This window comes from Pseudomonas sp. P9_35 (assembly GCF_034008205.1).
GTDB lineage: Bacteria > Pseudomonadota > Gammaproteobacteria > Pseudomonadales > Pseudomonadaceae > Aquipseudomonas > Aquipseudomonas kilonensis.
This window is the reverse complement of record NZ_CP125373.1, coordinates 3578126-3600235: the sequence shown is the minus strand read 5'-3', so window position 1 is coordinate 3600235 and position 22110 is coordinate 3578126. Positions and strand designations below refer to the sequence as shown.

Below are 22110 nucleotides of genomic sequence, written 5' to 3'. Positions count from 1 at the left end.
ACGGCGGGGAAGTCTTGCACCGCAGCCCGGCGCGCCAGGGGTCGTAAATAGCAGAGGAGTCTTGCGATGACGCTTCCACGAGCGTTGGCATTCGATGTGTTCGGTACCGTGGTTGACTGGCATTCAGGCATCGCACGTGAGGCGAGTCCATTCGTATCGACCTACCTGCCCGCTGTCAGCCCCGCAGAATTTGCAATGCAATGGCGCCGGTTGTATGCGCCAGCGCTGCGCGAGTGCATCAAGGGGCATGGAGGCTTCGTCGTGCTGGACACGTTGCACTACGAGACGCTGGTCCAGTTGTTGACGACTTACGGCCTGGAAGTCGAGCAGGTTGCCCCCGAGGCATTGCACACGCTTGCCCATGCCTGGCGTCGCCTGGACCCTTGGCCTGATGTGGCCGAGGGCCTGGCCCTGTTGCGTCGACGCTTTGCGGTGGTGACCTTGTCCAATGCCAATGTGGCCTTGATGATCGCCATGAACCGCTACAACGGTTTGCAGTGGGACGCGCTGCTGGGGGCGGAGTTCGCGCAAACCTACAAACCGGACCCTGCGGCGTACCTGTCCACGGCCAGGGCTCTGGACATCAAACCCGCTGAACTCTGCCTGGTGGCCTGTCACCACAGCGATCTTGCGGCCGCCAGGGAGTGCGGCCTGATGACGGCCTATATCGACCGACCCATGGAGTACGGTGGAGCACCTGCCCCCGATGCAGCCCAAGCCCAGGATTGGGACTGGCAGGCCGATGGTTTCATCGACCTTGATCGCAAGCTTCAGGTGATGTCTACCTGATCAAGCGCATGAGCCGTTGAATGCCTGGCTGACGATGGTACTTGATATATATCAACGTCACGGTTGCCCTGACGGAGGATGGTGAACCTACAACGAAGGTGCCCGTTGCAGCGGCAAACACGACAGTGGCCCGCCGTGGCAGGCCGTGAGAAACGTGCAAGTTCCATGGAGTCCGATCATGAGCCAGTATCAACGGTTATTGCTGATCATCAACCCGGCCCTGCGCCAGTCCCAAACCCTGGAGCATGCCGCGGCCCTGGCCAAGGCCAGCGGTGCGCGCTTGCACATCGCGGCCTTGATCCCTTCCTGGAAACTGTTGTCGCTGCTTGAAGAAGGCGACCGGGAACAGGCGCGCGAAGCCTACCTGCAAGACCATCATGATTGGCTCAAAGACCAGGCAAATCACCTGCGTGAAAGAGGCATCGAGGTGACGACGGAGGTGGCCTGGGCCGATGACATGCCGCAAGACATCCTCGATCACGTCGTCGAAATGCAACCCGACCTGTTGATCAAGCAGGTGCAGCATGAGTCCGCGTTCAAACGGGCTTTTTTCACTCCACTGGACTGGCGTTTGCTGCGCCACTGCTCGGTTCCGGTGTACCTGATGGGTGAAGGTGATCTTCCCTTGCCGCGCAAGGTCGTGGCAGCGGTCGACGCTTCCAATACCCTGGCGCAGGACAACGAGCTCAATGAGCGGATCATCCAGCAGGCACGCGGACTCGCCATCCAATGTGATGCCGAGCTGCACCTGCTGTACGCCTGCGACATTTCGATGGTGTACATGGGCGATATGGGCGGCGGCGGGCTAACACTCTCGGACCTGGGCGCGCAGTTGCGCAAAGAACATGCAACATCCTTTTTCGACCTCGCCGACCGACATGGCGTGGCCGCTGACCGACGTCATTTCATTGAAGGACACCCTGTCGCGGTGCTGAATGCGTTCGCCGATGAGCAGCATATGGATGTGATTGTGATGGGCAGGGTCCAGTCCCATGGCCTGGAAAAGCTTTTGGGTAGCACGACCGAACATACCCTGTATCAGGTGCCTTGCAGCGTCCTGGCCATCTAACGCGACCAGAATCGCCCATGACGAAGCGACAGGCATGATTGTCTCAGGAGGTTCCCATGATCCAGAGCCCCTCATTGCAAACCACTTTGCCGAACCGCGCCGAGGCCGGTCGGCGACTGGTGGAGCCCTTGCTCAGATACGCCAACCGGCCTGACGCTGTCATCCTTGCCTTGCCCCGTGGTGGCGTCCCGGTGGCTTATGAAATCGCTGCGGCCCTGAAGGTTCGCCTGGACCTGATGTTGGTGCGCAAACTCGGCATCCCGGGGCACCCGGAGTTTGCCATGGGCGCCATCGCCAGCGGTGGTATACAAATCCTCAATGACGACGCGCTGCGGGTGCACCCGATCGATCGCGACGGTTTCGAGGCCGTGGTCGCTCGGGAAACGCAGGAGTTGTCGCGACGCGAACAGGTGTATCGGGGAAACCGCCCGCCGTTGCAACTCAAGGACCAGGTCGTGATTCTGGTTGACGACGGTATGGCAACCGGTTCCTCCATGATGGCAGCGGTCCATGCGGTACGCGCGCAGTCCCCGGCGCGCATCGTTGTCGCGGTGCCGGTTGCTCCGCTGGAAACGGTCGAGGCGTTGCGCAGCGAAGTAAATGAATTGATTTGCCCGCTCATTCCCGAGTGGATGATGTCGATCGGTTATTGGTATTTGAATTTTGCCCAGACTTCGGACGCAGAAGTCATTGAACTCATGTGCCAGGCCTGGCAGCGGGAAGCGGCGAGTGGTTGCAGGGCGGAGCGTCCCGACGCTTGAACCTCAGTACGCGCGGAGGTGGCGGTGGTCGGTCGGCTTGCAGGCTTAATCTGAACCGCATTGACGTCTCGTCAGGCGCTCGTCCAATTGGCTGTCCCACTTGGCCATGATGCCATGCAACCTGTATTCATCCCGCGGCCATTGCGACTGTTCGATGAAATTCCACCAGCGCCCGACATCGTCCCATTGGAACGGCCTGCCACTTTGTGCCAGCAGGCCGGTTTCCAAGTGTCGGCTGGCGAGCCAGAGGTTACCTTTGCTGCGCAACAGGCGCCCGCACTATAAATAGGTCTAGATGCTGAAATCTAAAACGGGTACTTGACTCTGCCCCATGGGACACCTCGTATGCTTTTTTCCAGCGCCCACTCTGGCGCGCTGCCAACAAGGAGTTCCTGTGAAAGGTTTATGTCTGGTGACAGGTGCCAACGGCCATCTGGGCAATACCTTGGTGCGAGCGCTGCTCGGTCAGGGCTATCGGGTTCGAGCCGGGGTTCGTGACATATGTAACCACACACCCTTTGCCGGGCTGGACTGCGAGTTGGTGTATGCCGAGTTGCTGGACCGTGCGGCCTTGGACAAGGCGCTGGAGGGGGTGCAGGTGCTGTTTCAAGTGGCTGCCGTGTTCAAACACTGGGCTCGCAACCCGCAGGCCGAGATTGTCGAGCCGAATATCCAGGGTACGCGACGTGTGCTGGAGGCAGCTTCACGGGCGGGTGTGCAGCGTGTGGTCTACGTCAGTTCGGTGGCCGCCGTCGGCCATGATGGTACGGCGCTGGATGAGGCGCACTGGAATACGGAGAGCGAAAACGCCTACTACAAATCGAAAATTCTCTCCGAGCAGGTGGCTTGGCAGTGCGCGGAGGCGCTGGGGTTGAGCATGGTGTCGGTATTGCCTTCGGCGATGGTTGGCCCCAATGCTGGCCACCTCACCGATACCATGGGATTTCTTCAATCGGTTCGGCAGCGGCGGATGCCGTTTGATCCGGGTTTTCGCTTCAACTTCGTGGATGTTCGCGATGTGGCACACGGGATGATACTCGCTGCCGAAAAGGGCCGGCCGGGGCAGCGCTATATCCTGGCCAATGAGCATTCGTCGCCACTCAGCGATTTGATCGAGGCCGCCAACACCCAAGCTCCCGGCTATCGCCAGCCTGTCTCAGCGGCACGCTGGTTATTGCTGGGCGTGGCCTGGCTCCAGGAGCGCTGGGCGCAATTAGTCGGCAAGCCCGCCCAGCTACTGTTGAGCCAGGTGCGCCTGTTTCACAACGTGGCGCAGGAATACAACATCACCAAGGCGAAACATGAATTGGGTTTCAACCCTCGGCCGCCTGAAGTGGCTTTGAGGCAAGCGTTTGCTTATCTGTACAGACAAGCGCATCAACCTTATGAAAACCCTCCACAGGGCGAGGCGCAAACATTGAGTTCATCTCGCTTTTGAGTTCAATCAAGTGAAGATCAAGCGCCTGCAGTTCAGCGATCCTGTCCTGGACCTGGCGGCGCTTGTCGTCGACGGCCTGGTTGGCCAACGCCAGGGGAAATGACTTCAGTTTGTTTTTTGCGGCAATCAGCGGGTGCATCTCGGCCAGCTTGAACCCGGCAGTCTGCGCTTTGCGGATCAGGTGGACGATTTCCAAGTGATGAGCATTGTAGAGACGATACCGCCCCTCACGCTCCGGCTCGTTGATCAGGCCCATTTGCTCGTACAGTCGAATGGCTTTTGGAGTGCAGCCGGTCAGTTCGGCGAGTCGTCCAATGAACATCTGTCGATTCCTTAAATGTCGAGGTTGGGCTCAGTAGCCAATCATCAACGACTTCAGCTCGAAGTAATCATCAATGAGTGCGCTGCCGAACCGCCGGCCTATCCACGAGGATTTTTGCCGCCAAAAGGCACCGCTGGGTCCAGCATCGTGCTGGCTTCGATGGCGGGCACCATGCGCTGGGCTTTGCCCCCAGTGGAGCAATCCACTGGAAGTGAATGGAGCTCCATGGTTTGTGGGAAGGCAAAAATGATCAACTGAATCGCTTGCCCGACGACGCCTAAAGACTCTCAGGGTCGCCAAAAAACATCTGAATCCGCGACCGCAACCAGCGTTCCCCAGGGTCATTGTCCTGGGAGCCGCGCCAGGCCATGTGCAGTTCGAAGCTGCGCACCGGTATGGGCGGGTCTTCGGCGCGTACGCCGCCGGCGGCGGTCAGCGCGTCGGCGGTGTAGTCGGGCACGGTGGCGATGATGTCGGTGCCCGACAGCAGGGTGCTCAGGCCGTTGAATTGCGGCACGGCCAGCACCACGTGGCGCTTGCGGTCGAGTTTCGCCAGCTCTTCATCGATGAAGCCGCTCAAGTCACCCGCGAAAGACACCAGGGCATGGGGGCGAGCGCAGAATTCGTCCAGGGTCAGTCGTCCTGGGGCGGTGTCAGCCCGTAATACTTTGGGCATGCTGCGCCGCAAGACCTTGCGCTTGGCGTTGGCCGGCAGGTCGTCGGTGTAGCTGACACCGATGGAGATTTCACCGGACGCCAGCAAACCAGGCATCAGAATGTAGTTGACCCGGCGCACCACCAGCACGATGCCGGGCGCTTCGGCCCGAAGGCGCTTGAGCAGCATTGGCAGCAGGGCGAATTCGGCGTCGTCCGACAGGCCAATGCGAAACACCGAGGTGCTGGTGGCCGGGTCGAATTCCGCCGCGCGGCTGACCGCCGTGGAAATCGAATCCAGGGCCGGGGAGAGCAGGGCGAAGATTTCGACCGCACGGGCCGAAGGCTCCATGCTGCGGCCGGTACGTACGAACAACGGGTCATCGAACAGGCTGCGCAGGCGCGACAGCGCGGCGCTGATGGCCGGTTGGCCTAGGAACAGTTTCTCGGCCGCGCGAGTCACACTGCGTTCATGCATCAATGTTTCGAACACGATCAACAGGTTCAGATCGACACGCCGCAGGTCATTACGATTCATCTGGGGTCCTGGCAGATTCGGCAAGCTTGACGTGAGCGGCCATATGGGAACAATGGCCGGCATGAATCTTACGGGGAAAGGCTGGTACTCTGCACCGGCTAATTGAGTTTTCTTAGGTTAAGTCCCACAGGATTGGTTGGTTTTTCTTACTGCGGAATCAATGACAGGCATGTCGACTATTAATAGCCACTGATGGTCTTGGGTACAAAGCCCGGATAGAGTTCATGGCATTAGAGGTTACTTTGACGAGGTTTGCGATGTCCCGCACGATCCGTTTTCACAAGTTTGGTGGTGCCGAGGTGCTCAAATGCGAAGAGCATGCGGCGGCTCTTCCTGCGCCAGGAGAAGTGCAGGTCCGCGTCGAAGCGATCGGCATCAGTTGGTACGACACCTTGTGGCGCCAGAACCTGGCCTCGTCCCAGGCGCGCCTGCCTTCGGGCCTGGGCCATGAAATGGCCGGCGTGGTAACGGCCGTCGGCGACGGCGTCGATGACTTGGCCGTGGGCGACAAGGTCGCCAGTTTCCCGGCCGAGAGCCCGAACGATTATCCGGTGTACGGTGAAGTCATCGTGCTGCCACGCACCGCACTGACCCGTTATCCCGACGTGCTCAGCCCGATCGAAGCCGCCGTGCATTACACGCCGCTGCTGATCGCCTATTTCGCCTACATGGACCTGGCGCGGGTCAAGCCGGGGCAATTCGCCCTGGTCACCGATGCCAGTCATTGCGCCGGTCCTTCCTTTGTACAACTGGGCAAGGCCCTGGGTGTGCGGGTGATCGCGGCCACCAAGACGGCTGACGAGCGCGAGTACCTGTTGTCGCTGGGCGCCGAGAAGGTCATCGTCACCGAAGAGCAGGACTTGCTGATGCAAATCAACAAGCTCACCGACAACCGTGGCGTCGACGTGGTCTTCGACGGCCTCGGCGGGCCGCAGATGTCGCTGCTGGGTGACGTGCTGGCGCCGCGTGGCAGCCTGGTGCTGTATGGCTTGCAGGGCGGCAACCAGACGCCGTTCCCAGCCTGCGCGGCGTTCCAGAAGAACATTCAGTTCTTTGTACACTGCATCGGCAATTTTACCGGCAAACCGGAACTGGGCATTCTCCAGGACCAGGTGGCCTTGCAACGAGCACTGCGCGATATCAATCAACTGACCGCCGACCGTGTGCTGTTGCCACTCAAGACTCGGGTCTTCCCGTTCTCCGAGTTTGTCGAGGCTCACCGTTACATGGGCGAATGCCCTTGCCGTGAGCGCGTTGCCCTTCAGGTCGTCGACCCGGCCTGAACCCTGTCTTGCGCAAGAGTCATCGCCCGGGCTCTTGCGCTGCCTTCGTCCTGACACCCCATCCTTTCTTACGGCACCTCCTGCCTGGCGGTGCTGCGTTCGCACCTCGCCTTTCGCGCCTTCAATGGCCTGTCCCGGTTCGCTCAAGACTGAAACGGTCTGCCGGCCAACATCTGAACTGGTTTTTGCTCTCAATCTGTATCTTCTAATCATTGTTTAAGTCTTGATAATTGAACGCTGATTTCAATATCAAGGAAGAAATCGTGGTGCGGTATAACTTTTTCGAAGGTCTTCATCCTTCAAGATGCATTCAAGGGGCAATAAACGTTAATGGGTGCGGAGCTATCTATCGACCCTGGGGAAAACAGGGCGGGGTAGAGGGCCAATTAAAGTTCGGCAAGTTCTTTATTTTTCGTACTCATTGTCTGTGGGACGTTGTCGGAATTCTCCTAGGACGTGCCGATCGGTCGGTTAGGCCCCCTGTTTTCGCGGGTTTCGGCGGAGGTGCGGTGGGGCGCGAGCCTACTCTCAGTATATGTATCAAATAATTACAGCAAGCAATGCTCGAGCGTATTGCTAATACTCTTTGAGTGCTAGAACAACCATCTAGACCAACACGTCGCGCAGTCACGTTGGTGCGGGTGCGACGCCGATAGTTGAATTTCCAGGTAAATGGCTATGAGTGCAATTCATGAGCAGGCAATGACTCACGTGTATCAACAGATACTGCAACGACTGTCAGGTTTTTATTCCCGGGCAGAACGTACCGCGTTGCAGCTTTTGATCCAGCGTTTAATTGTCGCCGCCGGAGGCATCGAGCGGATTGGCGATTATCGCGTGTTGACGGTCCAGAACGGGAGCAGGGAAAGTTTTTATGTGCTAACCGCCTTGCGGGCCGCACAGCTGAGCATCGCGGGGCGGCATCCGGTGACCTTCACCTTGCGTGTCGCCACGCCACGCCTGAGCGAAACCACCCAGGCGACGCTGGAAAACATCCACCGCTGCTACAGCGCGCTGTTTGTCTACGATGATCCCCGGGTCGAATTGCTGATGGCCGATAACCGCGAGGTGTTGCCGTTCAATCACCGGCAGCCGCTGTCGATGGCGGGGCACGAAGCCAATCGCACGGACCTGCTGGTCCTGGGACACCTTCGTACGGTCGACAGCCCCTTGGAGATTGGGGATGACGGCTACCTGGCGATGGCCGAGTTCTATCGGCACATGGCTCGCTGGGAGTCAGGCGTGGACTCGTTGGTCAGCAGCGATACACCGCGTCAGCAAAAACAATTCATATCGGGCCTGCGCCGCGCGACTCGCAAGATCGGCCTGCTGACCGAGCACGCCTGGGGTTTCGACAACCTCTTTACCCACCTCGATACCCTGGGCGGTGATGTCTACCGGCATTTCTATGGGCCGGAGCGCCTCGAAGCCTGGAAGCCCGAGGGTCACTTCGAGGCCTGCCGGCGAGTGGGCCACGTCGGCATCGACGACCTGATCGTCGATCGTTCGGAGGGAACCAACTGGCCGCTCTTCAACGAGTTCCTGCGGGTGCAGACCGAGGGGCTTGTGCCATCGGCGCCCGAAAACGAATACATCAGCCCGCTGCTGTCGGCTCATTTGCACGGCCTGCAGGCCTGCTACCTGCACGGGCGCAGCTATGAAACCGGCTACGGGGACTACGCGCAGCGGGCGATCATGATCATGCACCGCAAGCAACTGCCGGAACACGCCTGCGAACAGGCTCGGGCGCTGTTCGGCTCACCGTCGTCGATTCCCGAGCGTCGCGCCTACGCCGCCCTTGAAGCGCAAAAGATCCTGGGGCTCAACGAAACGCAACTGGTGTGCATGCTATTCGCGCCCTTCGTGGGGCAGGGCACGGGCCTTGAGCATTTCCTGCGTTGCTGCCACCCCGGCATGCTGGTGGCGATGCCGGACCTGCACAAGGCCATGCAGGGCGCGACCGTCGTCGATCAGGTTGCGCAGTGGATGGTCGATGTCAGCGGCCTGCCCATCGACATCCTTGGCAAGCTGTACCGGGCGAGTGTCTCACTACCGGAACAACCGGAAATCGCCACGGGCGCCAATCCGCAGCAGGCCACCGATGGTGTTGACGCTGCAGAAGCCGGTTCATCTGCAGACGGGCTGCACGAACGCTCGGCAAGGCATTGAGGAACGAGGTTTGACGGACTCATCTACCTCGTCCCCAGTCCTTGTACCCGGCGCTGCGACTGGGTCGGCTGCGACCCGCTGTCCTGGCCTGAGCCGATGAAAAATTGCCGGGAGACAGACTTCGCCTATCAGGCGGTTTATCGCTACCTGACCACGCTGATCAACGAGCTGGAGGTTGATGCGCGGGTTCGCCTGCCGTCGCTGCGGCAACTGGCCGAGCGTCTGAACGTGTCGATATCGACCATTCAGTACGCGTATTCGTTGCTGGAAAAGGAAGGGCGGGTCTATTCGATCGCCAAGTCCGGTTACTACGCGCTGCCCGTGCCCAGCATGGCCACCCTGGACGGCGGTGACGATTTACTCGAGACCCTGTACGTCAATGCCCGACGACCCGGCATGCAGGTGCTCAGTGCGGACGAACCGGCCTCGATGCAGCCGTTGGACAGCCCGCTGTTGCTGCTCGAGCGCGAACTGCTGCGCCAGTACCCACGCTCCTCGCAGACTCCCTCGCAACCCTGGGGCGAGCTGGAGCTTCGCACCGCACTGGCTGCCCGCTACACGTCTTCGCCGGCCCGTTGCTGGAATGCCGATGACGTCTACATTGGCGCCGACCTGCGGGGCGTCCTGGAAATTCTTATCGCGGTGCTGGCACTCAGGGGGGGCACCGTGGTGATCGAATCGCCCTGCGACTGGGCGGTGTTGCGCCTGCTGCAGGCGGCGGAGGTCAACGTCATCGAGCTGCCACTGTTGGCCGGCGGCGAGCTCAATGTCGAGCAACTGGAACAACTGCTGGTGAACGAAACGGTAAGCCTGGTGGTGCTGTCGTCGGTCTTGAACATGCCGAGGGGGACGTTGGTTCCTGAAGAGAACCGGCGGGCCATCGCGCATCTGCTGGAACGGCACGGGACTTGGGTGCTGGAGAACGATAGCCATACAGAGCTGGCGTTCGAGGCAAGGATGACGCCTTTTCGAGACTTGCTCGATCCGGACCGGCTGATCGTCTATTCGACGTTCGAGAAAACCATCGGTCCAGAGGCGCCGTATGGTTACGTGCTGTCGCGCCAGTTGACCCTGCACCTGCAACGACATTTCCTGTTGCGTGCGTTTCGCTTGTCGCCGATTCGCCAGAAAGCCATTGCCCGGCTGTACAGCAACGGTCGGATTGACCAGCATTTGCTGGTGTTGCGGCGCCTGCTGCGCGAAAGTGCGGTTTCGACCACACAATTGCTGCGCGAACGGCTGGGAGACAGCCTGCAATGGGCAGAACCCCAGGGTGGCGCAACGATCTGGATGCAGTCGACGCGACGGGTCGACTTGCGACGGGTTTTCCATCGGCTGCTTGCCCAGCGAATCGTCATCGCGCCGGGGGAGTTGTTCAGTCTCCAGGGTCTGTACGCACAACATATGCGCCTGACCCATGCCCTGAACGGGCCGCAGGACATGGACGCTGCGCTCTGCGCGCTGGCCGACGCCTTGAGGCTCGAACAAGCGTAATCGGCGACAATGGATCGAACCCATCGCGCCATGGTCGAACTGTCAGTAAACTGCACTCCATTTACCGAGCCACTCCACTCAGAGGTTTTGCATGACAGTCAGTCCATTTGCGGGCAAGCCGGCACCGGCAGAGTTGTTGATCGATATCCCGCGACTGGTGACGGCCTACTACACCGGCCGACCCGATGCCTCGGTTGCGACCCAGCGCGTGGCCTTTGGCACCTCCGGGCACCGTGGCAGCTCCTTCGACCTGGGCTTCAACGAGTGGCACGTGTTGGCCATCAGCCAGGCGATCTGCCTGTATCGCGAAGCCCAGGGCATCAACGGGCCACTGTTCGTCGGTATCGACACCCACGCGCTGTCGACCCCGGCGGGTGCCAGCGCGCTGGAAGTATTCGCGGCCAACGGTGTTACCGTGATGATCGCCGAGGGCGATGAATACACCCCGACACCGGCGATTTCCCACGCCATTCTCTGCTACAACCGTGGCCGCACCTCGGGCCTGGCGGACGGTATCGTCATCACGCCGTCCCACAACCCACCGCAAAGTGGCGGCTACAAGTACAACCCTACCAACGGTGGCCCGGCCGATACCCACATCACCAAATGGATCGAAGCCAAGGCCAACGAACTGCTGGCCAACCAGCTCGCCGGCGTCAAGCGCGTCAGCTACGAGCAAGCCCTGAAGGCCGACACCACCCACCGTCACGACTACGTCAACACCTACGTGGCGGACCTGGTCAATGTCATCGATTTCGATGCCATCCGCGCCGCTGGGCTGCATTTGGGCGTCGATCCGTTGGGCGGCGCAGGCGTGCGCTACTGGCCGGCCATTGCCGAGCATTACCGCCTGGACCTGGAAGTGGTGAACACCCACGTGGATTCCACCTTCCGTTTCATGACCGTCGACTGGGACGGGCAGATCCGCATGGACCCGTCCTCCAGTCATGCGATGCAAGGGTTGATTGGCCTGAAGGAGCGTTTCGACGTGGCCTTTGCCTGCGACCCGGACCATGACCGCCATGGCATCGTGACGCCGTCCGGTGGCCTGTTGGCGCCGAACAACTACCTGGCGGTCTCCATCGACTATCTGTTCCAGAATCGCCCGCAATGGCGCGCCGATGCCGCCGTTGGCAAGACTGTGGTCAGCAGTGGCCTGATCGATCGTGTGGCCAAGCGCCTGGGTCGCCGTCTTTATGAAGTGCCGGTGGGCTTCAAGTGGTTTGCCGACGGCCTGTTCGATGGTTCCCTGGGCTTTGGTGGTGAAGAAAGTGCCGGTGCTTCGTTCCTGCGCAAGGACGGCGGCGTCTGGAGTACCGACAAGGACGGCTTGATCCCGGCGCTGTTGGCAGCTGAAATGACGGCGCGCACCGGTCGCGACCCGAGCCAGGCCTACCGCGCGTTGACTGACGAGCTGGGCGAACCGTTCTCGGTACGCGTCGATGCCAAGGCCAGCCCGCAACAGAAGGCGCTGTTGAGCAAGCTGTCGCCCGATCAAGTGGCCTCCACCGAACTGGCCGGGGAGAAGATCCAGAACATCCTCAGTCATGCGCCGGGCAATGACCAGGCCATTGGCGGCCTGAAGGTCATGACCGAAAACGGCTGGTTTGCGGCACGCCCGTCCGGGACCGAGGATATCTACAAGATCTACGCCGAAAGCTTCATTGGCGACGCGCACCTCAAGCAATTGGTGGCTGAGGCGCAAACGTTGGTGGATGGGGCTATCACCAGCAAGTGATGCAAGTGCAAGTGCAAGTGATGTGAACTTGTGGCTAGGGAGCAAGCTCCCTAGCCACAAGAGCCACAGTGCTGCTAGCGTCGCAGGGTTCAGGCCAGGTCGACGAGCACGATTTCGCTGTCTTCAATGGCGGTTACCCGCAATATCCCTTCATCTTCAATTGCAACACCGTCTCGAGCTTGTGCGCGCAACCCATTGATTTCTATCAATCCTGTGGCCGGCACAAGATACGCTCGACGTGCGGCGTCCAGTCGATACTCCGCACTTTCACCCGCCTTGAGATTGGCCGCTACCAGACGTGCGTCGGCGCGAATGCGCAGGCTTTGGTCATCGCCGGCCTTGCCGCTGGCCAACGTCACGAAGCCTTCGCGCGAGTCCTTGGGAAACGGCTTGGCGCCCCATGACGGTGCCAGGCCTTCTTCGTTGGGGATGATCCATATCTGGAAGATGCGGGTGGCCGTCGATTCCAGGTTGTATTCGCTATGGGCAATCCCGGTGCCGGCGCTCATGACCTGTACATCACCGGCCTCAGTGCGGCCCTTGTTACCCAGGTTGTCCTGATGGCTGATCGCGCCTTCGCGCACATAGGTGATGATTTCCATGTCCCGGTGCGGGTGTTGGGGAAAACCGCTGCCAGGGGCGATGACATCGTCGTTCCAGACCCGCAAGTTACCCCAGTTCATGCGCTGTGGGTCGTAATACCCGGCGAACGAAAAATGGTGGTGGGCATCCAACCAGCCGTGGTTGGCGGCGCCCAAGGTGGCGAAGGGCCTGAGTTCGAGCATGTTCGTGTCCTTTTCCGCTGAGCAGCGAAAGCGATGGTTGATGGGCTATTTTCGCCAATGAAAACATCGATAAAAAGCGTAAAAAACGCGTCAAAGCTATCGTCTATTTAGATATAAAACCGCGAGCCAACTTTCACTTCATCGCCTAAACCCAGGACTTAAAAGCTTTTGGGTGGAACCTGGCGGCAAATACAGACACCATAGCCGTCATGGTTCATGAACACCGGAGTCCCCAGCGTGGCGCAACACACTCCCGATCTTCCCCCCGAGCTTCTATCCCTGGCCCAGATGCCGCTGTTCAAGCGCCTGGCCGCCCGGTTCTTCGGCCATGGCCTGACACGCCTGCGCGCCCAACATCGTGCCTCCTGGTTGCATGGCCAGGCCGACGGTTTCCGCAGCGGTCATACCGCCGGTTTTGACTATGGCTACAAGGAAGGCCGGGCCGAAGGGCTTGAGGAGGGTCGTCAGGTCCTGTTGATCCGTGATTCGCGCAGCACGGAGCATCCGGCGCCGCAGGTCGATGATTTGCTGTTCGATGACTGGCGCCTGCCGCTGACCGCCGAGTTGAAGAAACGCATCAAGGCAGATGTTGCCCGATTGCTACCGGCGCATGCACAACCGAGCGCCGCGCAATGGAAGATGATTTTCAGCGACACGCCCTCGACCTCGGTGGTCGCCGGGGCCGGGGCGGGCAAGTCCACCACCCTGGTGTTGCGCATTGTGCTGTTGTCCCATTACCTGGGTTTCGAACTGGACTCGATGACCGTGGTGACGTTTACCCGGGAGTCGCGCAAGGACTTCATCCAGAAACTGATCGAAGTGTTTGCCCTGTGGGGGCGTACCGTCAGCCTCAAGGAAGCCCGTGACCTGGTGCGGACATTCCATTCGCGCATCTTGCCCATGGTCCGCAGCCTGCCGGGGTTCGAACGGCTCCACGCGTTCGAGACCCTGAGCCATCGCGCCGAAGCGGGTGACGATGATGCCCAGGGCAATCCCTTTGATTTGCGCATCAACGACGCCCAGCGCCAGCAACTCAACGCCTGCTATTACAACCTTTACCAGCGTGACGGGCGTTTCCGTGAGCTGATCCTGCCGTTGTCCCGCCACGCGCTGCAGCTCAAGGAGCTGGAGCGCGATCACCCGGATGTGCAGAAGCGCGTCGCCGTGACCGAGCTGGCAGCCCAGCGCGACGAAGAATTGTGCGATGCCATCGAAGACCTTTGGTTTCGCGCCGGTGCCTGGCCGATCAAGGGTATCGAGCCGAAACGACAAACGTTCGAAATCAATGGTTCGACGTTCCACTGCCATGGCTACGCGCCTTCCCTGGATGCCTGGGTGATACTGGGGTTCGATCCACGGGAAGATGCCCGGCTCAGTCGTCCGGGCGCCAAGTTGAGTATCCGTGCGGAATGGGCGGTAAAGCGAACCCTGTTTCAAGCTTTCTGTCGTAAGCCACTGATATGGCTGGAAAGTTATGAGGCATCCAAGCGTGTATTAGCGTCAATGGCCGGCGATGCCAGCGCCGGGCCTGGGTTTGACTACAAGGTCAAGGGCGAGCTGGGCTCAGCGCCTTTGCTGGACTGTTTTGTTGCGGCGGCAGGCTTTATCGAGAACCTGGGCCTGGACGTCCCGGATGCCGTGGGTCGGATGTCCTTTGCCCAGGATGACCCCGATCGGTATTTCTTCGAGGCGCTGAGTCGCTACTGGCGGGCATTCGAAGACCATCTGCTCGACCAATCGCCGCCGGTCATGACCTACAACCGCATGTTTGCGCTGTTCAGCGAGCACTCGCCGGAAAATTTCAAGTTGCTGGGGGATGCGTTGCTCAGGCCGCTTTCGCACCTGATGGTCGACGAATTCCAGGACGTGTCACCGCAGATCGTCTCCTGGCTGCGCGCCAGTCTTCGGGAAATACGCAGCCGTGGTCCCGCGATGCACGTGGGGCGCGGGGCCCAGCGCTCTTCATTGTTATGTGTTGGGGACGACTGGCAATCGATCTATGGCTGGCGCGGCAGTTCACCGAGCTATTTCATGGCATTCAACAAGCAATTCCCGTCGCCGACGACGACCCGGGTCATGCTCACTGACAACTACCGCAGCCACCAACACATCATCGATGCGGCCGAGCATATTGTTCGCGCCGCTGCGGCTATCCCAGGTAAAAAGGCCAAGGCCAGTGGCGTGTCTCGCTCGCTGAGCCCGGTCAATGTGTTGGATCGAGACGACGAAGGGCTGGCGCGGCGACTGGATGAGCACTATCGCAAGGGCGATTCGATCTTGATGTTGTATCGAAAAAGCAGCGATAAGTTATTGATAGAAAAGTATATTCATTCAACAGTTAATGTTGATTCTAGCTTGCCGTACGAGGCACGGCGGCTCAGGCAAATGACTTATCACAGTGCCAAGGGGCTCCAGGCCGATGCTGTGTTCCTGCTGGGCGACTGCCAGCACCTGAGCAGTTCACCCTACAAGAACCAGGTCTATCGAATGGCCGGGCTAAGCCAGGATGGTGATGCCGAACCTTACGACTCGGCGCAAAAGGACGAAATCCTGCGCCTGGCGTATGTGGGTATCACGCGTGCGGTGCAGCACTGTTACTGGTACGTCGATGGCCAGGACGGCCAGGCGGCCAATGGGCCCAAGGCCTCGGATCGTATTGCCGGGGACAAGCCCTTTTTTGCTGATCATCGCCGGAGTGTGGCCAATGGCCGGCAAAAAGCCTGAAACATGATGGCACCTTTGGATAAATGATCTACACCTAAGGCAAGGGATTGCATTGCCAAGGTCGGCATGCGGTTGATCGGTCGATCGCCGCGCGAAATCTTCGCCACACTCCCTCGATAACGTTCCCACCCGGCTGCCAGAGCCAGGCCTGACCGTGCCCACTTGGCGGGCGCCAAGGAGGTGCGTCACATCGCTGAGCGTGGACCGTGAGCAGGTCTGGCATCGTGCCACCGCCTGATAACAGAAGGAGGCCCTGCGCATCGCTCGACCCTTCGCTGGGACGGCAGGCGTCTCCCTATAAGGAGATATCGATGAACCATCCCCAAGGAAAGATCGCTGCACTACTGGCCCTGACAGGCGCGTTGTCCATGGCCGGCGCCCAGGCCGGGACGTTCCCTGATTACGGCTTCGCGCCTCCCAAGAGTTCGTATCCCTCCCCATTTTTCCGGCTCAGTCAGGACTACCCCACCGTGGCGCCGGGCCCGTCTTCGATGCCGTCGTTTTTCAAGCAGTTGCCCGCCAATTTCAGCAATGATTTTGAAAGCTGGCGCACTTATATGAACGAGGTGAAGAACTACTGCCTGGAGGGCAATACGGAAGTCGGCTGGAACGTGCAGAAAAACAAGGTTCGCCAGTGGTATCACATGCCTTGGCAGCACTATGGCCCCAACGGTCGTGAAGCTATTCACGGGTTGACCAAAGAGGCGCCGATCCAGCCCAAGCAGTTGGCGAGTACCCAAACCGGGAATGGCCAGACCTATGCGGTCGGCATCTATAACGATATAGGGGCGTACACCATCGGCCAGGTTTGGAAGGACCCACAGAACCCTGACCCGAGCTACACCTCGCAACCAAAGGGGTTTCCCAATGGCACGGTGGTGTGCAAGGCGTTGTTCGCAGACATCGATATCAATACGGTGCCCTCGCTCGTCAATCCGGTACTTTGGAGTGCCTACACCGCCAAGGACTTCTACTCAACCAAGCGAGCCATCACCAAAGTCGCGTTGATTCAGATGGACATCGCCGTCCGGGACACGCGCGTCAAAGACACCGGCTGGTTGTTCGGCACCTTTCAGTACAACGGTGCGATGACCGGTAAATCGGGTTGGGACAACCTGGTGCCAGTGGGAATCATGTGGGGGAACGATCCGAAGGAGAACGGTAACGCGTTCACCAACCCGACGCCGACTGAAACCAAGATCAACCCGGCGCTGAAACAGACCGCGATCAATGCCAACGCCAAGGAGCTGCCACCGACCCACCTGGGCTGGAACGGCCGCCTCAACGGCCCCGTGGACAACCCCCAGGCCTCCTGCCTGAGTTGCCATATGACCGCTGAATACCAGCAACTGGCGCCGATGAATCCGACCTTCCAAGCCAACCCGCCACCGGTGGGAGGCGAGGAATGGATGAAGTGGTTCCAGAACATCCCGGCTGGACAGCCGTTTTCGCCGGGCACCCGGAGCACGGACTACAGCCTGCAATTGTCCGGCGCCCTGGCGAACTTCTATGAATGGAAATGCAACCTCAGCGGAATCTATGCCGACGGCAAGAATGCTTGCGTCAAAGTCCAGCCCCTTAACCTGATGAAGGCGAGCAATGCGCCTGAACAAGAGGTGTTCAAAGTACAGCGCAGCCCTGAACTGGAAGACGTCAAGTAGCGTACCCCGGCCTCGGACAAGCGCCGAGGCCGGACCTCCTGTGGGAGCGAGCTTGCTCGCGAAGAGGCCGACACATCCAGCCTCGCGGTGACTGACCCGCCGCCATCGCGAGCAAGCTCGCTCCCACAGGGCAATGCGTTCGCTCGAACCAGGCAGACGCCTAAGCCATCGGCGGCAACCGTCGCTTGACGGGCGTCTTCTTGACGATGGCTGTATTGGTCTCGGCATGGACATTGAGTTTGTCCAGCAAGGTATCCAGCTGTTCCATCGAGCGCACGTGCAGGCGGGCGATGAAGCAGTCGTCGCCGGTCACCTTGTCGCATTCGGTGAATTGCGCGATGGCCTGGATCTGCCGCTCCACTTCCTGCAACTGCCCCGGCAGCGGGCGGATACGCACGATGGCCTGGAGTTGATAGCCAAAGCACTTGGGGTCCACCTCGACGGTGTAGCCCCTGAGCACGCCACGCTCCTCGAGCCGGCGAAGGCGCTCGGCGACACTGGGGGAGGACAAGCCACTGAGGTTTGCCAGGGCCTTGAGGGAGCGTCGGGAATCCTCCATCAGGGCACTGATGAGGATCTGATCAATATCGTCAGTCATATCAACTCCATTAGGCGAATGTGTGAAGTTGCCTTGATAAAAAAGGTCGAATCGCAGTTTAGCCTTTTTCAAGCCATGGAGAAGACCCCGGTCCGCTCGGCATACTGTGCTCACTTGCTGAAGGAGCCTGAAGATGGACAAGACCTTACGCCGCGGTTCGCTGGAAATGACTGCCGCCATGCTGATCTCCGGAACCATTGGTTGGTTCGTGCTGGTTTCCGGCCTGCCGGTGCTGGATGTGGTGTTCTGGCGCTGCGTGTTCGGTGCCGCGACCTTGCTGCTGATCTGCGCCGGTTTCGGCTTTTTGCGCCCCGGCATTCTCACCCGTACCACGTTCCTGCTGGCGGTACTCAGCGGTGTGGCGATCGTCGGCAACTGGGTACTGTTGTTTGCCTCTTATTCCCGCGCCTCGATTGCCATCGGCACGGCGGTGTACAACGTCCAGCCGTTCATGTTGGTGGGGCTGGCGGCGTTGTTCCTGGGGGAAAAAATCACCGCGCAGAAACTGTTCTGGCTAGCGGTGTCGTTTCTCGGAATGCTGGCCATCGTCAGTGCCCATGGTGAGCAAGGGCAGAGCGGCGGCGACTATTTGCTGGGCATTGCCTTGGCGCTGGAGGCTGCGTTGCTGTACGCCATCGCGGCGTTGATCATCAAGCGCCTGACCGGCACGCCGCCTCATCTGATCGCGCTGATCCAGGTCAGCACTGGCGTGTTGCTGCTGGCGCCCTGGGCGAACTTCTCGGCGTTGCCGCAGCAAACCGAAGCCTGGGCCAGCCTGCTGACCCTGGGCATGGTGCACACCGGCGTGATGTACGTGTTGCTGTACGGCGCCATACAACGCTTGCCGACTGCATTGACCGGTGCGCTGTCGTTCATCTACCCGATCGCGGCGATCTTCGTCGACTGGTTCGCCTTTGGCCATCGCCTGGAGCCGCTGCAATGGTTGGGCGTGGCGGCGATCCTGCTGGCGGCTGCCGGCATGCAACAGGGCTGGGGCATCAAGTCGCGGCGCCCAGCCCTGTCGTAGTCCAACGTTCGGGCGTGGATCAGAAGATGTAGTCCGTGGTCAGGAAGTTGGAATCCCGCTCACGGATAATGTCGCTGATCAACGCCTTGTTGCTGTCCTGGAACTTGGTCGCCACCAGCGTGCGAATGGAAAAGGTGCGCAGCGCATCGTGGACCGACAAGGTGCCCTCGGCCGAATTCTTCCGGCCATTGAACGGGAACGTGTCCGGGCCACGTTGGCACTGGGCGTTGATGTTGATGCGTCCGACCTGGTTGGCGAAGGTGTCCACCAGTTTGCCGACTTGTGCCGGGTTGGTGCCGAAAATGCTGAGTTGCTGGCCGAAGTCGGACTCCAGTACGTAATCGATTACGGTATTGAGGTCGCGGTACGGCACGATGGGCACGACCGGACCGAACTGTTCCTCATGGTAGACCCGCATTGCCGTGTTTACCGGGTACAGCACCGCAGGGTAGAAAAACGAGCTGCGCGATTCGCCGCCATGGGCATTCTTCACTTCTGCACCCTTGGCGAGTGCATCGGCGACCAGCGAATGCAAGTAATCGACCTTGCTCGCTTCGGGCAACGGCGTCAGCGCCACACCGTCTTCCCAGGGCATGCCGGGTTTCAGGGTGGCGAGCCTGGCATTGAACTTCTCGATGAACGCCGGCGCCACATCCTCATGGACAAACAGGATTTTCAGCGCCGTGCAGCGCTGGCCGTTGAATGACAGCGAGCCGGTCAGCGCCTCGTTGACCGCATTGTCCAGGTCGACGTCCGGCAGCACCAGCCCGGGGTTCTTCGCATCCAGCCCCAGGGCGGCACGCAAGCGGTGTGGCCGCGGGTGGAGCTTCTTCAGGTCACTGGCCGCTTTGTTGGTGCCGATAAAGGCGAAGATGTCGATCTTGCCGCTGGCCATCAGCGCGCTGACAGTTTCGCGGCCGCTGCCGTAGATTACGTTGATCACGCCCGCCGGGAAGCTGTCGCGGAAGGCTTCGAGCAACGGCCGCACCAGCAGGACGCCGAGCTTGGCCGGCTTGAACACCACGGTGTTGCCCATGATCAAGGCCGGGATCAGCGTGGTGAAGGTTTCGTTCAGCGGGTAGTTGTAGGGGCCCATGCACAAGGCCACGCCCAGGGGCACGCGGCGGATCTGCCCGAGGGTGTCCTGTTCCAGCTCGAAGCGGCTGGAGCGGCGGTCCAGTTCCTTGAGGGCGTTGATGGTGTCGACGATGTAGTCGCAGGTGCGGTCGAACTCCTTCTGGGAATCCTTGAGGTTCTTGCCGATTTCCCACATCAGCAACTTGACCACGGCCTCGCGTTGCTCGCGCATGCGTGCCAGGAAGGTTTCCACATGGCGGATGCGCTCGGCGACGCGCATCGTGGGCCACTGGCCCTGGCCGCGATCGTAAGCCCGCACGGCAGCGTCCAGGGCGGTGAGGGCGGTCTCGGCATCCAGCAGCGGCGTGCTGCCGAGAATCACTTGTTCATCGCCCAGCTCACCCGCCAGGTAAACGGGGCTGCGGACGACGGCCAGTGGCCCTTGCCAGGTTTCCAGGACGCCGTCGACCAGGTATTCGCGCTGTTCGATCCGGCCTTCGAGGCGGTAGGCCTGCGGGATGTCGGCGGCGCTGGGGAAAAGGTTGGCGAGGAAGGGGGCGGTGGTCATGTCGTTACTCCATCAATGAAATGAGCCAGGGGCAGACGGCTTGCAGGTATGAATCGCTTTTAGCGTTATACGCCTTAATGGAGGTGTTTTTTAAGTGGCGGCAGATTGCTCGCGCCGGGCTACGTTGTAGGAGCTGTCGAGCGAAGCGAGGCTGCGATCTTTTCCCAGGCGCTTGAATCTCAAGCGAAGATCAAAAGATCGCAGCCTCGCTTCGCTCGACAGCTCCTACAGGTCAATCGGCGATTGGATATCGATAACTCACCAGCGCATCCGCACCCCCATGCTGGTAATGATCCCGTTTAGGTCGTTGTCGTCGATGTCACTGCTGTAATCGGCGCTGACATACAGGCTTACTGCCGGTGTAACCCGGGCCACCAGGCCCAGGCCGACTTCGACGGTGGAGGATTTTCGGCTGCTGCTGATCTTGTCGACCTTATCCAGGGACAACGTATCGGCGTTCTGGACGGTGTGCCACAGGTTGGTTCGCACATAGGGCTCCATGCCGAGACTGTTGACTCGGTAATTGCCTTTGAGTCGTGCCCCGACGCGGCCGCTCCAGCTGCTCAGTTCATTGCCGGTGCCGCTCTCGGCATTCGGTGTATCGAGGGTGATGCGTTGGTTGATCAGCTGGGCCTGGGGTTCGACGACCCAGTGGGTCCCGATGCCAATCGCAAAGCCGCCTTCGACCGACAGCGTCACCGCATTGCCTTCGGTGGCCTGGCGCTGGCCTTGTTCGGTGCGGCTGTAGCCATTGACCCGGCCGCCGCTGGCGCTCAGGTCCACGTGCCAGCCAGCTGGGCCGGTCAGGCTCCAATAGGCGCCGAGGCTCGAGCCTTTCAGGTTCAGGGCATCTTTGCCCGGTTCGGCCATCGCAGGCGTCACCAGCAGGCCGCTGCCCGTAGAAATGATCTGGTTTTGTCCACTGATCAGGCCCATGCGCTGGGTATGGCCGCTGTCGTTTCGCAATGTGAACAGGGCAGGGCTCTTGCCGGAAACGGGGTCGCTGCCGATGGCTGCGGTATTGCGGTTGCTGGACTGCGCTGCGCCATACCAGGGCTGCGCTGCCTCCTCGGCAGGCCAGGCCTGTACCTCCATGGATGAGAGCAGTAGCAACGAAGTGGAGAGGGTGTGGAAGGTAGCGCTGGAGATCTCTTGTGGCCGGAGGGACGTTTTCATGGGGGCCTGCCTTGCAATCGCATGCGTTTCTCGCTTTTTGGCGTCTCTCCTACCCCGAATGAGGGGCGACCGAATGGATTGAGGCAAGCCTCTGGCGGCCCGTCTTGGCGGGTTCCAGAGGCCTGCCCCTGACTGTATTTCCGGGGGTAGTACGGTGTAGTCAAGAAGACCGATGGCAGTGCGTCAAGAAAATGAACGATGAATGGCAAGATGAAATCAGTGTCAATAAAACACTGATT

At 60.2% G+C, this 22110-nt stretch carries 16 protein-coding genes and 3 pseudogenes; 11 read left to right on the top strand and 8 right to left on the bottom strand.

Annotated elements, in window-relative coordinates; translation table 11 throughout:
- Positions 1–66 precede the first annotated feature (66 nt).
- The 3 genes from QMK47_RS15655 to QMK47_RS15645 all read left to right on the top strand — a co-directional run bounded on the left by QMK47_RS15655 (position 67) and on the right by QMK47_RS15645 (position 2619).
- On the top strand, positions 67–789 hold the full coding sequence (locus tag QMK47_RS15655; protein ID WP_253475101.1) for a haloacid dehalogenase type II: 723 nt from the start codon (positions 67–69) through the stop codon (positions 787–789).
- 178 nt (positions 790–967) lie between these two features.
- Positions 968–1858: a universal stress protein gene (locus QMK47_RS15650; protein WP_253475098.1), complete on the top strand. Its 891-nt coding sequence runs from the start codon at positions 968–970 to the stop codon at positions 1856–1858.
- A gap of 56 nt (positions 1859–1914) precedes the next feature.
- On the top strand, positions 1915–2619 hold the full coding sequence (locus QMK47_RS15645) for a phosphoribosyltransferase (protein ID WP_253475095.1): 705 nt from the start codon (positions 1915–1917) through the stop codon (positions 2617–2619).
- A gap of 90 nt (positions 2620–2709) precedes the next feature.
- Here the strand turns inward: QMK47_RS15645 and QMK47_RS15640 are convergent.
- Positions 2710–2895 (bottom strand): annotated as a pseudogene (locus tag QMK47_RS15640) (GTP-binding protein); the annotation flags it as partial.
- Between the two features lie 118 nt (positions 2896–3013).
- Between QMK47_RS15640 and QMK47_RS15635 the strand changes: the two are divergent.
- Positions 3014–4057: an NAD-dependent epimerase/dehydratase family protein gene (locus QMK47_RS15635; RefSeq protein ID WP_320388686.1), complete on the top strand. Its 1044-nt coding sequence runs from the start codon at positions 3014–3016 to the stop codon at positions 4055–4057.
- A 13-nt stretch (positions 4058–4070) separates the two neighbouring features.
- On the opposite strand, the pseudogene QMK47_RS15630 reads toward QMK47_RS15635, so the two are convergent.
- The 3 genes and pseudogenes from QMK47_RS15630 to QMK47_RS15620 form a co-directional block, all read right to left on the bottom strand.
- A pseudogene (locus tag QMK47_RS15630) lies at positions 4071–4379 on the bottom strand (MerR family transcriptional regulator); the annotation flags it as partial.
- Positions 4380–4409: 30 nt separating this feature from the next.
- A pseudogene (locus tag QMK47_RS15625) lies at positions 4410–4567 on the bottom strand (NAD-dependent phenylacetaldehyde dehydrogenase); the annotation flags it as partial.
- A gap of 89 nt (positions 4568–4656) precedes the next feature.
- Positions 4657–5571 carry a LysR family transcriptional regulator gene (locus tag QMK47_RS15620; protein ID WP_014338228.1) on the bottom strand — a complete coding sequence of 305 codons (915 nt, stop codon included), beginning with the start codon at positions 5569–5571 and terminating at the stop codon, positions 4657–4659.
- A 257-nt stretch (positions 5572–5828) separates the two neighbouring features.
- On the opposite strand from QMK47_RS15620, the gene QMK47_RS15615 reads away from it, so the two are divergent.
- The 4 genes from QMK47_RS15615 to pgm all read left to right on the top strand — a co-directional run bounded on the left by QMK47_RS15615 (position 5829) and on the right by pgm (position 12255).
- Positions 5829–6854 carry a zinc-dependent alcohol dehydrogenase family protein gene (locus QMK47_RS15615; protein ID WP_003202189.1) on the top strand — a complete coding sequence of 342 codons (1026 nt, stop codon included), beginning with the start codon at positions 5829–5831 and terminating at the stop codon, positions 6852–6854.
- Positions 6855–7532: 678 nt separating this feature from the next.
- Positions 7533–9023, top strand: coding sequence for a hypothetical protein (locus tag QMK47_RS15610; RefSeq protein ID WP_320388685.1), 1491 nt, complete (start codon positions 7533–7535; stop codon positions 9021–9023).
- A gap of 96 nt (positions 9024–9119) precedes the next feature.
- On the top strand, positions 9120–10517 hold the full coding sequence (locus tag QMK47_RS15605) for a PLP-dependent aminotransferase family protein (protein WP_320388683.1): 1398 nt from the start codon (positions 9120–9122) through the stop codon (positions 10515–10517).
- A 91-nt stretch (positions 10518–10608) separates the two neighbouring features.
- Entirely contained in the window at positions 10609–12255 is a 1647-nt protein-coding gene (pgm, locus tag QMK47_RS15600; protein ID WP_258688146.1) for a phosphoglucomutase (alpha-D-glucose-1,6-bisphosphate-dependent), read from the top strand.
- An 89-nt stretch (positions 12256–12344) separates the two neighbouring features.
- On the opposite strand, the gene QMK47_RS15595 is transcribed toward pgm, so the two are convergent.
- Positions 12345–13040, bottom strand: a complete 696-nt coding sequence (locus QMK47_RS15595; protein ID WP_320388681.1) for a pirin family protein — start codon at positions 13038–13040, stop codon at positions 12345–12347.
- A 237-nt stretch (positions 13041–13277) separates the two neighbouring features.
- On the opposite strand from QMK47_RS15595, the gene QMK47_RS15590 reads away from it, so the two are divergent.
- Positions 13278–15764, top strand: a complete 2487-nt coding sequence (locus QMK47_RS15590) for a UvrD-helicase domain-containing protein (RefSeq protein ID WP_320388680.1) — start codon at positions 13278–13280, stop codon at positions 15762–15764.
- Positions 15765–16075: 311 nt separating this feature from the next.
- Positions 16076–17425 (top strand): hypothetical protein, encoded by a 1350-nt coding sequence (locus QMK47_RS15585; protein ID WP_253475080.1) that lies wholly within the window; start codon positions 16076–16078, stop codon positions 17423–17425.
- Between the two features lie 160 nt (positions 17426–17585).
- On the opposite strand, the gene QMK47_RS15580 is transcribed toward QMK47_RS15585, so the two are convergent.
- On the bottom strand, positions 17586–18023 hold the full coding sequence (locus QMK47_RS15580; protein ID WP_018601377.1) for an Lrp/AsnC family transcriptional regulator: 438 nt from the start codon (positions 18021–18023) through the stop codon (positions 17586–17588).
- A 133-nt stretch (positions 18024–18156) separates the two neighbouring features.
- Here QMK47_RS15580 and QMK47_RS15575 point away from each other — a divergent pair, with 133 nt between their 5' ends.
- Positions 18157–19050, top strand: coding sequence for a DMT family transporter (locus tag QMK47_RS15575; protein WP_320388679.1), 894 nt, complete (start codon positions 18157–18159; stop codon positions 19048–19050).
- Between the two features lie 19 nt (positions 19051–19069).
- Here the strand turns inward: QMK47_RS15575 and QMK47_RS15570 are convergent, their stop codons facing one another.
- Entirely contained in the window at positions 19070–20695 is a 1626-nt protein-coding gene (locus QMK47_RS15570) for an NADP-dependent glyceraldehyde-3-phosphate dehydrogenase (protein ID WP_320388677.1), read from the bottom strand.
- Between the two features lie 258 nt (positions 20696–20953).
- Entirely contained in the window at positions 20954–21871 is a 918-nt protein-coding gene (locus QMK47_RS15565; protein WP_320388675.1) for an autotransporter outer membrane beta-barrel domain-containing protein, read from the bottom strand.
- Positions 21872–22110 lie beyond the last annotated feature (239 nt).

Excerpts from the sequence above, each read along its gene's own strand:
- QMK47_RS15655 (WP_253475101.1), top strand. The coding sequence starts at position 67 with ATGACGCTTCCACGAGCGTTGGCATTCGATGTGTTCGGTACCGTGGTT.
- QMK47_RS15650 (WP_253475098.1), top strand. The coding sequence starts at position 968 with ATGAGCCAGTATCAACGGTTATTGCTGATCATCAACCCGGCCCTGCGC.
- QMK47_RS15645 (WP_253475095.1), top strand. The coding sequence starts at position 1,915 with ATGATCCAGAGCCCCTCATTGCAAACCACTTTGCCGAACCGCGCCGAG.
- QMK47_RS15620 (WP_014338228.1), bottom strand. The coding sequence starts at position 5,571 with ATGAATCGTAATGACCTGCGGCGTGTCGATCTGAACCTGTTGATCGTG.
- QMK47_RS15615 (WP_003202189.1), top strand. The coding sequence starts at position 5,829 with ATGTCCCGCACGATCCGTTTTCACAAGTTTGGTGGTGCCGAGGTGCTC.
- QMK47_RS15610 (WP_320388685.1), top strand. The coding sequence starts at position 7,533 with ATGAGTGCAATTCATGAGCAGGCAATGACTCACGTGTATCAACAGATA.
- QMK47_RS15605 (WP_320388683.1), top strand. The coding sequence starts at position 9,120 with ATGAAAAATTGCCGGGAGACAGACTTCGCCTATCAGGCGGTTTATCGC.
- pgm (WP_258688146.1), top strand. The coding sequence starts at position 10,609 with ATGACAGTCAGTCCATTTGCGGGCAAGCCGGCACCGGCAGAGTTGTTG.
- QMK47_RS15595 (WP_320388681.1), bottom strand. The coding sequence starts at position 13,040 with ATGCTCGAACTCAGGCCCTTCGCCACCTTGGGCGCCGCCAACCACGGC.
- QMK47_RS15585 (WP_253475080.1), top strand. The coding sequence starts at position 16,076 with ATGAACCATCCCCAAGGAAAGATCGCTGCACTACTGGCCCTGACAGGC.
- QMK47_RS15580 (WP_018601377.1), bottom strand. The coding sequence starts at position 18,023 with ATGACTGACGATATTGATCAGATCCTCATCAGTGCCCTGATGGAGGAT.
- QMK47_RS15575 (WP_320388679.1), top strand. The coding sequence starts at position 18,157 with ATGGACAAGACCTTACGCCGCGGTTCGCTGGAAATGACTGCCGCCATG.
- QMK47_RS15570 (WP_320388677.1), bottom strand. The coding sequence starts at position 20,695 with ATGACCACCGCCCCCTTCCTCGCCAACCTTTTCCCCAGCGCCGCCGAC.
- QMK47_RS15565 (WP_320388675.1), bottom strand. The coding sequence starts at position 21,871 with ATGAAAACGTCCCTCCGGCCACAAGAGATCTCCAGCGCTACCTTCCAC.